This is a genomic window from Pedobacter sp. 05T44, from assembly GCF_056395985.1.
This window is the reverse complement of sequence record NZ_JBFTKO010000001.1, coordinates 774,452-787,371: the sequence shown is the minus strand read 5'-3', so window position 1 is coordinate 787,371 and position 12,920 is coordinate 774,452. Positions and strand designations below refer to the sequence as shown.

Below are 12,920 nucleotides of genomic sequence, written 5' to 3'. Positions count from 1 at the left end.
TTATAAAGTATATCATGAAACTGAATATAAATAATTTTAAAATCAACAGCGCTGCTTTACTTGTTTGCACTGCGTTGATATTTGGAGGATGCAAAAAGGCTTTAGACCTGCAACCTCTTGACTCTTACTCTGAAAAGGATGTATGGTCGGATCCGAAACTGACCCAGGTTTTTGTGAACAATATTTACAGCGAAACAGTACTTGCTTACCAAGACGGAGGTTTTGGCTGGGCAGCACAAACCGATGAGCTTTACGGGAACTTTAATTGGACAAATGAAAACCTGTATGTACGCGGAGAAGCCACACCTGATAACCAGACTTCTGGTTCCCTGAACCATTGGAATAAAATGTATGCCTCTATCCGTTCGAGCAATATCTTTTTCACAAATATTGAAAAGGTAACGGGAGCAGATGAAGCGGTAAATACCATGAAGGGAGAGGTACACTTTTTAAGGGCACTGGCTTATTTTGAACTGCTGAAAAGATTTGGAGGCGTACCACTTATTGTAAAGGTTTACGATGTGAACGATAGGAATTTTAATGAAAAAAGAGCCACCTGGCTGGAGACCAAAGATTTTATATTAGCAGATATTGCTGAAGCTTTAAAAACCTTGCCGGCGGTTTATCCTAACGATCCTGATAAAGGGCGCGCAACAGCAGGAGCGGCACTGGCCTTAAAATCGAGACTGTTATTATACGCTGCAAGTCCGTATTTTAATAAAAGCAATGACAGGAAACTGTGGGAAGATGCTAAACTGGCTGCAAAAGCAGTGATTGATTATACAGGTGTTAAATATGCTCTGTATGGCAATGCGGCCAATGGTACCTACAATAAAACCTTTCTTGATTTCTTTAATCCGGAGATTATTTTTGGGAGGGTATATAGTGGTTTGGTAAAAGCGGACAGATATAATACCGTAAGCAGAGATTTAAGTCCGAATGGTTATAATGGTTACAGCGCATATAATGTGGTGCAACAAATGGTGGATGATTTTGAGATGGCTGATGGTACAAAGTTTAGCTGGAGTAATCCGGAGCAGGCAAAAAATCCATATTTGAACAGAGAGCCCCGGTTTTATGCAACTATTTTGGCCAATAACCAGCAATTCAAAGGAAGGCTTACAGGTTTTTTTGAAGGAGGTGATGATTCTCCGCAAAGTCCTTATTCGCCATGGAATGCTTCTAAAACAAGGTATTGCGTAAGGAAAATGGTTGACGAAACCCATGATTGGAATGTTCAGGATTATGATGCTACACAATGGGCAGTTTTCAGATTGTCGGAAATTTACCTAAACTATGCAGAGGCTTGCTCGGCGTTGGGCGAGGATGGAGAGGCACTGACTTATCTGAACAAAATAAGAACAGAAAAGGCAGGTTTGCCAGTGGTTAGTGGTGCAGGAACAGCATTGATGGAGAAAATAAGACATGAGCGCAGGATTGAATTGTGTTTTGAAGGACATCGTTATTTTGACATTAGAAGGTGGGGAATTGCAGAGATAGGTTCGGAAGATGCGAAGGGTGTAATTATCAGAAAGCAGAGCAACGGTACGTTTACCTATGAGGTGATGACGGTTCAGGAACGTACGTGGGTGCCGAGTTTTTACTATTACCCGATACCGAGAACGGAGATACAGAAAAATCCGGCAATAGTGCAGAACCCGAATTACAATTAGATTTGATGCATCTTCATCATTCTGAAATAAATTCAGGATGATGATTGAGTTAGCAGGATGACGATAACATAAACGAATGTGCAAACACCATTTTTAATGCCAAAAAAACCAATTTTAATATGAAATATTTCCCTATAAAAAGTTTATTATTTTTCCTGTTTCTGCTGTATAGCGTTACTGATGTAAACGGCCAGAACCTCCGATGGCATTTGGTGAAAAACGGCGGTATAGAATGGGCCGTGAAAAAAGGTGCTGCCCATACCGATCAGATTGAAATGAGCGGGAAACAGATCTCGGCAATAATTACTTATGGTGTAAATGATAAAGGTAATTTCATATTAAAAAGGAAATTGGTGTTTCCTATGCTCCGCATTATTCCTAATGATACACGAGGAAGCCTGATCAGGGATTTTGATCAGGTTATACCGCCAGCATCCATAAATGGGAAAGCCATAGAAGAACAGCCTGATGTCATTTCATTTAATGGCTCTATAAAAGTCAAATCGGCAATTGGAACGGTAAATATATCGCACGGACTTTTCCCATCGGTTGATAAGCCTGCATTTATTGAGCAACTTACCTTTAAGAACAAGGGAACAAAACCTGTTGAGATTACGATTCCAGAATTAGATAGAACAGATAGTACAAAGAAAAATGAAGGAGTTTATGGAACTTATCTGTTAAATACTAAAATCTACGGATCAGGTAAGTTTACCTTAAACCCGGGCGAAGAGCAGGCGTACGCCATTGTATATTCAGCCAGAAAAACCACCGACCAGGCCTATGAATTCTCTTCTGAATACGAATTGGTAAAACGTAAAAACTTCATAGCTGAGATAACAAAGGAACTGGTTTTGAAAACTCCTGATGATACTCTGAACCAGATGTTCTCGTTTGCAAAGATCAGGGCTTCGGAAAGTATCTTTGATACTAAGGGGGGGCTGATGCACAGTCCGGGTGGAGGATCTTATTACGCAGGAATCTGGGCAAATGACCAGGCCGAATACATGAACCCGCTTTTTCCTTTTTTAGGTAATGCTGCGGGAAACGAAAGTGGTATGAACAGCTTTCGGATGTTTGCGAAATACATGAACGATGCATACAAACCAATTCCGAGTTCCATTATAGCAGAGGGAGCAGGAATGTGGAATGGGGCGGGCGACCGCGGAGATATGGCTATGATTGCCTATGGTGCATCAAGATTTGCGCTAGCTTATGCGGATACTGCTGAAGCCCGGAAATTGTGGCCGCTAATAGAATGGTGCCTTGAATTTTCGAGAAGGAAGAAAAGTGCTGACGGGGTAATTGCGTCAGACTCTGATGAGTTGGAGGGCAGGTTTCCGGCAGGAAAAATAAACTTGTCAACCAATACTCTTGCTTACGGGGCGTTGACCAGCGCTTCGGATCTTGCCGCTACGTTGGGCGATAAAACGGTATCAGAAAAATTAGCTAAGGAAGCTGCAGAATTGAGAACTGCAATTGAAAAGTATTTTGGCGCAAAAGTACAGGGATATAACACCTATCGCTATTTCGATGGAAATGATAAGTTAAGATCATGGATAGGTATGCCACTGGTAATGGGGATATATGATAGGAAAGCCGAAACTGCAAAGGCGCTTTTATCAAACCATTTGTGGACAAAAGATGGGATGCTGACTGAGTCAGGATCGAAGACTTTTTGGGACCGCTCGCTTTTATATGCCGTTCGCGGATTGTTTAATGCAGGTATTACCGATACTACACTTAAATACCTGAAATACTATACCTCCGAGCGTTTGCTTGGTGAGCATGTGCCTTATGCCGTAGAGGCCTGGCCAGAGGGAGACCAACGCCATTTAGCAGCAGAGAGTGGTTTGTATTGCAGGGCGATAACAGAAGGGTTGTTTGGGATGCAGCCAAAAAGCTTTAGGTCGTTTTTGCTGCAGCCTTATCTTCCTACAGGTTGGAAAGAGATGTCGCTAAATCACATAAAGGCTTTTAACAAAGACTTTAATATTACGGTTGTAAGAGCTGGTCAGAAACTAAAAATTATTATAGAACAGGCCGGTAGTAAAAACCAGGAAATTAACTGGGACGGACGAAAGGCAGTAGAAATAAACTTATATTAAACACATGAAAAGAAACCTTTTTCTATACTTATTGCTTTGCCTTTGCTGCGGTGCATATGCCCAGAATGGCGGAGTAACTTTTAAATCATCAGATGCTGCCTTGCAAACTGCATTTGCCAGGGCTAAAGAAATGGCTTTAAGCTACAAAGGAAAACCGGGCGATCCGGTTGGCCCATGGTACGAATCGGCATTGCCACCCAGGGCAGCATTTTGCATGCGTGATGTATCCCACCAGAGCATTGGCGGAGAGATTCTGGGGTTAAATAAGGAGAACAAAAATATGCTCAGGCTATTTGTGAACAATATATCTGATGCTAAAGACTGGTGTTCTTACTGGGAAATTAATCATTTGGGAAAACCAGCAGTAGAGGATTACCGCAATGATAAAGAGTTCTGGTATAACCTGAATGCCAACTTTGATGTATTGACAACCAACTGGAAATTGTATTTGTGGACGGGTGATGAAGAATACATTAAAGGAGCAGCTTTTGAAAATTTTCATAAAAAATCTGTTACCTCATTTATAGATAGGTGGGTGTTGCAGGCTGATTCATTGTTGAGCAGACCGACCCATCCAAATGCACCGGTACCTTTTAACAATGAAGATTCTTTTCATCGTTGTCGTGGTTTACCTTCTTATTCTGAAGGTGTGCCTAACATTAAAATGGGAGTGGATCTGGTAGGGGCGATATACCGAGGACTGATGTCTTATGCTTCTATACTTGATGTGAAAGGTAAAAGGGAGGAGGCCAAATTGTACAGGGAAAAAGCTGCAGCTTATCAGAAAAGTATTGATGATCTGTGGTGGAACGAATCTGCTTCACTTTATAATACTTATTACTCGACCGATCATAAGTTTGGGATGGAAGAGGGAGCAACCTTTTTGCTGTGGTTTGATGCATTGAAAGAAGGCGACAGAAAAGAAAAGACGATACAGCACTTATTGTCGAGAGATTGGAATGTAGAAAACCTGTCATACTTTCCATTGATCATGTATCAGAATGGGCAAGCGGATAAAGCTTACAATTACATGCTGCATTTGACCAATCCTGAAACGAAAAGAAGGGAGTATCCAGAGGTATCTTATGGTGTGATTAAAGGTTTTGTAGAAGGATTAATGGGGTTAGAGGCTGATGCGTGTTCCAGTCAATTAACTACGCTATACCGCGGAAAAAGCGATGTGACTTCGGAACTGAAGGATGTTCCGGTATTAAAAACCCTGATCACGGTAAGGCATGAAGGGAATAAAAAATCTGTGTTGACAAATGCTGGAAAAAAGAAAATACTATGGCAGCCTAAGTTTTTGAACGACAAAGGAGAGGTAGTTGTTAAAGCAGCGGTTTGGGTAAAAGCAGGAGGGACTTTAGCGGTAAGCAGAAGTTAGTCTTCTGGATTTAATGGCTCCCACAATTCGATTTTGTTGCCTTCAGGATCATAAACCCAGGCGAATTTGCCATAGCTTTCGTTCTGGGTTTTCTCATCGATTTTGACACCTTCTTCTCTAAGTAACGCAAGCAACTCATCCAGATTGTTTACGCGGAAGTTGAGCATGAACTGTTGCTGATCGTTGCCGAAATAATCTGTGTTTTGGGCAAAAGGAGAAAACACGGTAGGGCCTGCTTCCTGATCCCAGATGTACCCGGTTTTCATGGAGTTGATGCCAAAGTGTTTTTCATACCAATCTGCAAGTGCTTCCTGGTTTTTAGAGCGGAAGAAAATACCGCCAATGCCTGATATACGTGATGCCATAATTTTGAAGTTAGTAGATATAAATGTAATAATAGATATTGAAAGTATGCGTGAAATGTGAGAAAGGGTAAGGGTGGTACTTTTGGCGTAAATGCCCCTTTATTTTGTCCGGCTTGCCCTTGAAGAGAGTGGTGGATTCTTGTTATCTTTAATTTATGAGAAAGGTAATCTATGGTATTAATCTGAGCGCGGATGGTTGTTGCGATCATACCAAATTCGGTGGCGGAGGAGAAACCCATGAGTATTTTACGGACCTCATGCGGGACGTTGACCTCATTATTTATGGGCGCAAGACCTATGAGCTGATGGTTCCTTATTGGCCTGATGTGGCAAAGAAACAGTCGGAAACGAAAGTAGTGAATGAATTTGCACAAACATTTGATGCCATTGATAAGGTTGTTTTTTCCCGAACATTAGATAAGGTTGAAGGAAATACGAAGCTTATTCGTTCAAATCTGGGAGACGAAGTTCTAAAACTGAAACAGGAGTCAGGCAAAAATATTTCAATTGGGGGTGTAAGTTTGCCTTCGGAATTGATAGCACTTGGTTTGGTTGATGAGTTTTATTTCCTGGTTCATCCTACTATTGTTGGTGAAGGAAGGAGATTGTTCGATGATACCGGTTTTGATCTGCAGCAGCGTTTAAAACTAGCGGACTCGAGAGTGCTTGACTCGGGATGCGTATCGCTTCATTATCTGAAACGATAATGTAACAGAGGCAATAAAAACATTTTTAAAGCAGCCTGTCCTCTCTCCCTGCAGTTCGAGAGGACGGAAAAATTCGAGAGGACGTAATTCTCAAGCCTGGAAGCCAAGCGACACTAATTGGTAACGCCATTAACGTCAAAAAAGTAGACGCCCATAGTACTATACTCTGGAAAAATGGCGAGTTCAGTTTTTAATACCGAAGAAATGGGAGCAATAATGCGTAAAGTAGCGTGCTGGTACAACGTAGAAGTAATTTTTAATAATCCCTTCGGAAATTATACCACTGCTAATAAGAATATAGGTACTTTTGCCCCCAGAACAAAACGAGTAAAATGAATATCGCAATTAATGGTTTTGGTAGGATCGGACGCATCTTTCTGCGTACTGCTATCGAAAAAAACATCAACGTTGTTGCCATCAATGATCTGGGAGATCCGGCTACTTTAGCCCACCTTTTTAAATATGATACCGTACACAGAGGTTTTAAGGGTACTGTAAAATTTGAAAATGACAGCTTGATCATTAATGGAAAGAAGATTCTTGTTTATGCTGAGCCTAATCCTGAAAAACTGCCATGGGTTGATCTGGGTATTGACCTTGTATTGGAGTCGACAGGAAAGTTTGCCAGCAAGGCAGGTGCTGATCTTCATTTGAAAGCAGGAGCTAAACAGGTACTGATATCGGCTCCATGTGGTGACAAGGGTGTGCAAATGGTAGTGCTTGGTGTAAATGATGCGGAGGTAGACTTGAAATCGGAAGTGCTTTCGAACGCTTCGTGTACCACAAACAACGTGGCGCCAATGGTTAAGATACTGGACGACAACTGGGGTATTCTGGATGGTTACATCACCACTGTTCATTCTATGACAGGCGACCAGAACTTGCACGATGCACCACATAAAGATTTACGCAGGGCAAGAGCTGCATCGGCATCTATAATACCTACCAGTACAGGGGCAGCAAAAGCGATTACTCATATATTTCCCCATCTGGATGGTAAGCTGGGTGGTGCCGGCATCAGGGTACCGGTATTAAATGGTTCTTTAACCGATTTTACCTGTATCCTTAAAAAGGAAACTACCATAGAAGAGATTAATGCTGCTTTTAGAAAGGCTTCGGAAAATGAGATGAGCGAAATACTGGAATATACAGAAGACCCGATTGTTTCCGTTGATATTTTAGACAATCCGCATTCATGCATCTTTGATAGTCAGCTTACTTCTATAGTGGGCGACCTGGTAAAGGTGGTGGGCTGGTATGATAATGAATCAGGCTACTCTGCGCGTTTGGTAGATGTGGTGCAAAAAATTATAAAGAATAATGGGTAATGCTTCTTATATTTGGCGCGTCGCCAGTTCGGCATATTTGACAGCTTAAATTTAGAACCAACCATTACAAAACAATAATTTTAAAAAATGAGAACAATAGATCAATGCAACTTTGCAGATAAGAAAGCTTTAGTCAGAGTTGACTTTAACGTCCCTTTGGATAAAGATTTTAATATTACTGATGATAAAAGAATGCGTGCAGCGCTACCTACAATCAATAAAATTTTAAATGATGGCGGTAGTGTTATTCTAATGTCTCACCTTGGCAGACCAAAAGATGGTCCGGATGATAAAAATTCTTTGAAACACATTTTAGGTGACCTTTCGAGAATGCTGGATCTTGAGGTGAAGTTTGCTAATGATTGTATTGGTGCTGAAGCCGTAGAAAAGGCTAAAAACCTAGTTCCGGGACAAGTTCTTTTATTAGAGAACCTGCGTTTTTATAAAGAAGAAGAAAAAGGTGATAAAGCCTTTGCTGAAAAGTTATCGAAACTTGGAAATGTATATGTAAACGACGCTTTTGGTACTGCGCACCGTGCACATGCATCAACTGCTATTGTTGCTGAGTTTTTTCCTAACGCAAAATATTTCGGTTATTTAATGGCTGAAGAATTGAAAAATGCTGAAAAAGTAAATCATGGTGCTGTTAGACCTTTTACCGCTATTATGGGTGGTGCTAAGGTTTCAGACAAGATCTTATTAATTGAAAGTTTGCTTGAAAAAGTAGACAACCTGATTATAGGTGGTGGTATGGCTTATACTTTTGCTAAAGCACAAGGTGGTGAAATTGGTACCTCATTGTTGGAAGCAGATAGAATGGCGCTTTGCCTTGAGTTGTTAGATAAAGCTAAGGCCAGAGGTGTAAACCTTGTTTTACCTGTAGATACTGTTATTGCTGATAAGTTTGACAATGATGCCGAAAAAGGTACAGTTGATTCTGGACAAATTCCTGCTGACTGGATGGGATTAGATATTGGCCCGAAAACGGCTGAATTGTTCTCGAACATCATTAAAGACTCTAAAACATTATTGTGGAATGGCCCGATGGGTGTTTTTGAAATGGCTAATTTTGAGGTAGGTACACGCGCAATTGCTGATGCAGTTGTTGCAGCTACCAAAGAAAACGGCGCTTTCTCTTTAATTGGCGGTGGTGATTCGGCTGCTGCAATTGCGAAGTTTAATTTAGAAGATGAAGTAAGTTATGTATCGACCGGTGGTGGAGCATTGCTTGAATATATGGAAGGTAAAGAATTACCAGGTGTTAAGGCTATAAATGACTAGTATACCTGACTAATTTTAAGGACAGGCGTTTCGTTTTTGCGAAACGCCTGTTTTGTTTACCACTTCCTCCCACCATGATTTATGGCCTTTTTATGCTAAATATGGGGGAAAGTGGTAGAGAAATAATATGTGGAAAACTTTTTGTGGTAGAATGTGGTAAAAAGTGGTAGAAGTACCTATTTTTACACTACATAAAAAGTGCACATATTATAATGGTTCAGTTATTAGGAGAATTTGATTGTAAATTAGACGCGAAAGGCCGCTTGATGGTCCCTTCGAGCCTGAAAAAACAATTGCCTAATGTTGAGCAAGAGGGACTTGTGGTTAACCGGGGTTTTGAAAAACATCTGGTAATCTATCCTAAAAAAGTATGGGAAAAGATAGTGGAGGACTTGAGTAAGCTGAATCCGTACGAACAAAAAAACAGAGAATTTATAAGATTATTTACCCGCGGTGCTACAGAATTGACGCTGGACGCAACCGGCAGGGTTAATTTGCCTAACTCTTTAATGGAATCGGTAGGTATTGAAATTAATACTGAACTGGTACTGGCTTGTCAGTTTGATAAGATTGAGGTTTGGTCTAAAAAATCATACGAAGCATTATTTGATAAAGATCCTGCCGACTTTGCGCTGCTTGCTGCCGAAGTAATGGGGGATAAGAACAGGAGGGAAAATGGAGAATAATTACCATGTTCCGGTTTTGTTGAAAGAGTGCATCGATGGTTTAAATATTAAACCAGATGGCGTGTATGTTGATGTGACATTTGGCGGTGGCGGACATTCGAGAGAAATCCTTAAACATCTCGGTAAAGATGGCGTGTTGATCGCTTTTGATCAGGATCCGGATGCACAAAGAAATAAGATTGATGATCCGCGCTTTCATTTTGTTGATCAGAATTTCGCATTCCTTAAAAATAACCTTCGCTTATTAGGCTTTAAAGCTGTTGATGGCATTCTGGCTGATCTTGGTGTTTCTTCTCATCAGTTTAATGAACCGGATAGAGGCTTCTCGACCAGGTTTGAATCTACATTAGATATGCGGATGGACAAACAGGGTAAACTGACTGCTGCGGAGGTGTTGAATACTTATACTGAAGAAAAGCTGCACAGGATATTTGGTATTTATGGTGAGGTGAAAAATGCAAAGTCGCTGGCTAAGGCTGTAGTGACCGGTCGAATAGAACGCCCCATAGAAACACTGGCTGATTTTAAAAAGGCAGTTGCGGCACACATTCCAAAGGGAAAAGAAAATAAATATATGGCGCAGGTTTTTCAGGCCCTGCGCATCGAGGTGAATGCCGAGATAGAAGTGCTGGAGAATTTTCTGGCACAGACTGCTGATGTGCTAAAGAGTGGTGGACGTCTGGTGGTGATGTCTTACCATTCTTTGGAAGACAGGCCGGTAAAAAATTACCTGGCCAAAGGAAAGTTTAAAGGCGAGGTTGATAAAGACTTTTTTGGTAACGAACAAAAGCCTTTTAAAGTAATAACAAGGAAAGCTGTGATGGCTGATGAAGCTGAGCTGGAACGCAATAGCAGGTCCAGGAGTGCGAAATTAAGGATTGGAGAGAAGTTATGAATAACAGGTTTAGGGAACATATAGACGAAGAGCCTGAAGAAGAAGAGGAATTGGATATCAGGATTAAGAAGAAAGAGCCTGTATCTGAAAATCAGTTCTTTAAAAAGTTATTTACTGAGGGTGTAGTGAGTAAGGAAGCTGCAACAGAGATGTTGCCGTTTTTGATATTTCTGTCGGTTTTAGGAATGCTGTATATCGCGAATAGCCATATGGCCATCAAAAACATCAGAAATATTGATCAGTTAAGTAAAGAGGTAAAAGAAATGAGCTGGGAATACAAATCGCTTAAAGCTGATTTGATGTTCAAAAGTAAACTAACAGAGGTTGCTAAAAAGGTGGATACGCTTGGAATTAAGGAATTAACAGAGCCGCCTAAAAAAATTGTAATAAGCAGTAATGAATATTAGAGCTAACATATTATTACGTGTTTRTCTGTCTTTCGGACTGATTGTACTGTTTGCCGTGGCAGTACTGATCAGACTATGCGATGTACAGTTTGTGGAGGGACATAAATGGCGTGCCATGGCCGATAGTCTCTCTACAAAGTATATCAATGTAGAAGCCGCGCGTGGAAATATCTACTCAAACGATGGAAGTTTGCTTGCAACTTCTATTCCTGAGTATGAGCTCCGTATGGATATGTATGCCGGTGGTATTGCTGATAGTGAGGTGTTTGATGGTAAGGTGGATTCGCTGGCTTTAAGGTTATCGCAATTCTTTAAAGATAAAACGCCTAAAGAGTACTCGAGGTATTTACGCTCTGCCAGACGTGATAGTGCTCGTTATTTATTGATTAAGCGTAAAGTTGGATACCAGGAATTGAAAACCATAAGAACATTTCCTTTATATAATGTAGGGAAGTATACTGGTGGTTTAATTGCTGTTCAGCAAAATAAAAGAATTAAGCCGTTTAAATACCTGGCCGCAAGAACTATTGGTTATAAAAATGAAAATGTAAGCAATGGGGTTGGTTTAGAAGGTGCTTATGGTGAGTATATTAATGGTGAAAGCGGAAAAAGACTGGTTCAGAGAATATCAGGTGGGGTTTGGATGCCTGTTAATGATGAAGCTGAGGTAGCACCTAAAGAGGGTGCCGATATTATTTCGACCATTGACATTAACATGCAGGATCTGGCGCAAAGCGCGTTGGAAAAACAGTTGAAAATAAGCGATGCTGATCACGGAACGGTGATATTAATGGAGGTTACTACTGGCGAGGTAAGGGCGGTTGCCAATTACACAAGGGTTAAAGAAGGGGTTTACGAAGAGAAGTTTAACTATGCCATTGGTGGCAGTCAGGATCCTGGATCGACCTTTAAACTGGCTTCGTACATGGCGCTACTGGAAGATAATAAAGTAGATACCAATACCATGGTAGCGACAGGAGATGGGTATTACAGGATTCCGGGACATACCATTAAGGATTCGCATGGTGGTATTGGAACGGTTACGGTAATGAAGGCCTTTGAGCAATCGGCAAATACAGCTGTGGCTAAATTGGTGAATGCGGCTTATCAGGATAATCCATCGCAATTTACAGATCACCTGTATGATATTCATATGAATGAAAGACTTGGATTGCAGATACCGGGAGAAACTAAACCCGTGATAAAAAATCCTTCGTTTAAAAGCTGGAATAAAAACATGACCCTGCCTCAAATGGCTTATGGCTATGAAATGCAGATTACGCCTTTGCAAATGCTAACTTTTTATAATGCCATTGCTAATGATGGTAAGTATATAGCGCCAATTTTTGTTAAGGAAATCCGCAGACTGGGAAATCCGATTGAGCAGTTCAGAGCAAGGGTGATCTCGGAACGGGTTTGCTCTGAGAAAACGGTTAAAAAATTACAGGCAATGCTCGAATCGGTAGTTACTAAAGGTACCGGTAAGCAAATGGGATCGCCATTGTACAGGGTAGCCGGTAAAACAGGTACCGCTCAGGTAGCTGATGGTAATAAAGGTTATAAAGCTAAGAAAAGCTATCAGGCTTCTTTTTGCGGTTATTTCCCTGCTGATAAACCTAAATACTCCATTATGGTGGCCATTAACGGCCCTAAAAATGGATACTATGGTGCGGCAGTTGCCGGGCCGGTATTTAAAGAGATTGCTGATCGCATTTATGCCAGCGATATGGAAATGTACAACGATATTCCAAATCACCTGGTAGGTAATACCAAGGCTCCCGAAGCGAAGGTGGGCGAGAGTAAAGCGGTTAAAAAGATTTACAAAGCCCTGGGTATTAAAGCGCTTTATGCAGATAGGTCTGTAAGTGGTATTGATACCAATAACGGCGTTCCTTACGAAGAGCATGCTGCCGTAAAAGGGGTGATGCCTGATGTAAAGGGGATGGGTTTAAAAGATGCTTTATACCTGTTGGGTAATGCAGGTTTAAAAACCAGGGTAAAAGGTGGTGGTAAGGTTATAGCGCAGTCTATTCCTGCCGGAAATAGAATAGGAAGAGGATTATTAGTTCAACTTGAATTACAATAG

12 protein-coding genes are annotated in these 12,920 nt (G+C 41.0%); 11 read left to right on the top strand and 1 reads right to left on the bottom strand.

All coding sequences use genetic code 11. From position 1 onward, the window contains the following. Positions 1-14 precede the first annotated feature (14 nt). The 3 genes from AC1DDK_RS03230 (at position 15) to AC1DDK_RS03220 (ending at position 5,165) form a co-directional block, all read left to right on the top strand. Positions 15-1,673 carry a RagB/SusD family nutrient uptake outer membrane protein gene (locus AC1DDK_RS03230; RefSeq protein ID WP_288879903.1) on the top strand — a complete coding sequence of 553 codons (1,659 nt, stop codon included), beginning with the start codon at positions 15-17 and terminating at the stop codon, positions 1,671-1,673. Positions 1,674-1,792: 119 nt separating this feature from the next. After that, the gene (locus tag AC1DDK_RS03225) at positions 1,793-3,781 is read left to right on the top strand and encodes a glucosidase family protein (protein WP_337715724.1); all 1,989 of its coding nucleotides are present in this window, start codon (positions 1,793-1,795) and stop codon (positions 3,779-3,781) included. 4 nt (positions 3,782-3,785) lie between these two features. After that, positions 3,786-5,165, top strand: coding sequence for a trehalase family glycosidase (locus AC1DDK_RS03220; protein WP_288879906.1), 1,380 nt, complete (start codon positions 3,786-3,788; stop codon positions 5,163-5,165). On the opposite strand, the gene AC1DDK_RS03215 is transcribed toward AC1DDK_RS03220, so the two are convergent. Next, on the bottom strand, positions 5,162-5,530 hold the full coding sequence (locus tag AC1DDK_RS03215; RefSeq protein ID WP_172660808.1) for a VOC family protein: 369 nt from the start codon (positions 5,528-5,530) through the stop codon (positions 5,162-5,164). The genes AC1DDK_RS03220 and AC1DDK_RS03215 overlap by 4 nt on opposite strands. Before the next feature lie 155 nt (positions 5,531-5,685). Between AC1DDK_RS03215 and AC1DDK_RS03210 the strand changes: the two genes are divergently transcribed. The 8 genes from AC1DDK_RS03210 to AC1DDK_RS03175 all read left to right on the top strand — a co-directional run bounded on the left by AC1DDK_RS03210 (position 5,686) and on the right by AC1DDK_RS03175 (position 12,920). Continuing rightward, positions 5,686-6,237 (top strand): dihydrofolate reductase family protein, encoded by a 552-nt coding sequence (locus AC1DDK_RS03210; RefSeq protein ID WP_172660807.1) that lies wholly within the window; start codon positions 5,686-5,688, stop codon positions 6,235-6,237. A 174-nt stretch (positions 6,238-6,411) separates the two neighbouring features. Next, positions 6,412-6,573 (top strand): FecR domain-containing protein, encoded by a 162-nt coding sequence (locus AC1DDK_RS03205; RefSeq protein WP_288879910.1) that lies wholly within the window; start codon positions 6,412-6,414, stop codon positions 6,571-6,573. Further along, on the top strand, positions 6,570-7,565 hold the full coding sequence (gap, locus tag AC1DDK_RS03200) for a type I glyceraldehyde-3-phosphate dehydrogenase (protein ID WP_288879912.1): 996 nt from the start codon (positions 6,570-6,572) through the stop codon (positions 7,563-7,565). The genes AC1DDK_RS03205 and gap overlap by 4 nt, the downstream gene beginning before the upstream one ends. Positions 7,566-7,652: 87 nt before the next feature. Continuing rightward, a complete protein-coding gene (locus AC1DDK_RS03195; RefSeq protein ID WP_288879914.1) occupies positions 7,653-8,846 on the top strand; it encodes a phosphoglycerate kinase in 1,194 nt (397 codons plus the stop codon). A gap of 212 nt (positions 8,847-9,058) precedes the next feature. Continuing rightward, on the top strand, positions 9,059-9,532 hold the full coding sequence (gene mraZ, locus AC1DDK_RS03190) for a division/cell wall cluster transcriptional repressor MraZ (protein ID WP_172660803.1): 474 nt from the start codon (positions 9,059-9,061) through the stop codon (positions 9,530-9,532). Then, positions 9,522-10,427, top strand: coding sequence for a 16S rRNA (cytosine(1402)-N(4))-methyltransferase RsmH (rsmH, locus tag AC1DDK_RS03185; protein WP_172660802.1), 906 nt, complete (start codon positions 9,522-9,524; stop codon positions 10,425-10,427). Before mraZ ends, rsmH begins: the two co-directional genes overlap by 11 nt. Then, the gene (locus AC1DDK_RS03180) at positions 10,424-10,834 is read left to right on the top strand and encodes an FtsL-like putative cell division protein (RefSeq protein WP_048904192.1); all 411 of its coding nucleotides are present in this window, start codon (positions 10,424-10,426) and stop codon (positions 10,832-10,834) included. Before rsmH ends, AC1DDK_RS03180 begins: the two co-directional genes overlap by 4 nt. After that, positions 10,824-12,920, top strand: coding sequence for a penicillin-binding protein (locus AC1DDK_RS03175; RefSeq protein WP_477633830.1), 2,097 nt, complete (start codon positions 10,824-10,826; stop codon positions 12,918-12,920). The genes AC1DDK_RS03180 and AC1DDK_RS03175 overlap by 11 nt, the downstream gene beginning before the upstream one ends.

What these genes read in the sequence shown, in the direction of transcription:
- rsmH (WP_172660802.1), top strand. Translation starts at nt 9,522, where the DNA reads ATGGAGAATAATTACCATGTTCCGGTTTTGTTGAAAGAGTGCATCGAT.
- AC1DDK_RS03180 (WP_048904192.1), top strand. Translation starts at nt 10,424, where the DNA reads ATGAATAACAGGTTTAGGGAACATATAGACGAAGAGCCTGAAGAAGAA.
- gap (WP_288879912.1), top strand. Translation starts at nt 6,570, where the DNA reads ATGAATATCGCAATTAATGGTTTTGGTAGGATCGGACGCATCTTTCTG.
- AC1DDK_RS03210 (WP_172660807.1), top strand. Translation starts at nt 5,686, where the DNA reads ATGAGAAAGGTAATCTATGGTATTAATCTGAGCGCGGATGGTTGTTGC.
- AC1DDK_RS03225 (WP_337715724.1), top strand. Translation starts at nt 1,793, where the DNA reads ATGAAATATTTCCCTATAAAAAGTTTATTATTTTTCCTGTTTCTGCTG.
- AC1DDK_RS03220 (WP_288879906.1), top strand. Translation starts at nt 3,786, where the DNA reads ATGAAAAGAAACCTTTTTCTATACTTATTGCTTTGCCTTTGCTGCGGT.
- mraZ (WP_172660803.1), top strand. Translation starts at nt 9,059, where the DNA reads ATGGTTCAGTTATTAGGAGAATTTGATTGTAAATTAGACGCGAAAGGC.
- AC1DDK_RS03230 (WP_288879903.1), top strand. Translation starts at nt 15, where the DNA reads ATGAAACTGAATATAAATAATTTTAAAATCAACAGCGCTGCTTTACTT.
- AC1DDK_RS03205 (WP_288879910.1), top strand. Translation starts at nt 6,412, where the DNA reads ATGGCGAGTTCAGTTTTTAATACCGAAGAAATGGGAGCAATAATGCGT.
- AC1DDK_RS03215 (WP_172660808.1), bottom strand. Translation starts at nt 5,530, where the DNA reads ATGGCATCACGTATATCAGGCATTGGCGGTATTTTCTTCCGCTCTAAA.
- AC1DDK_RS03195 (WP_288879914.1), top strand. Translation starts at nt 7,653, where the DNA reads ATGAGAACAATAGATCAATGCAACTTTGCAGATAAGAAAGCTTTAGTC.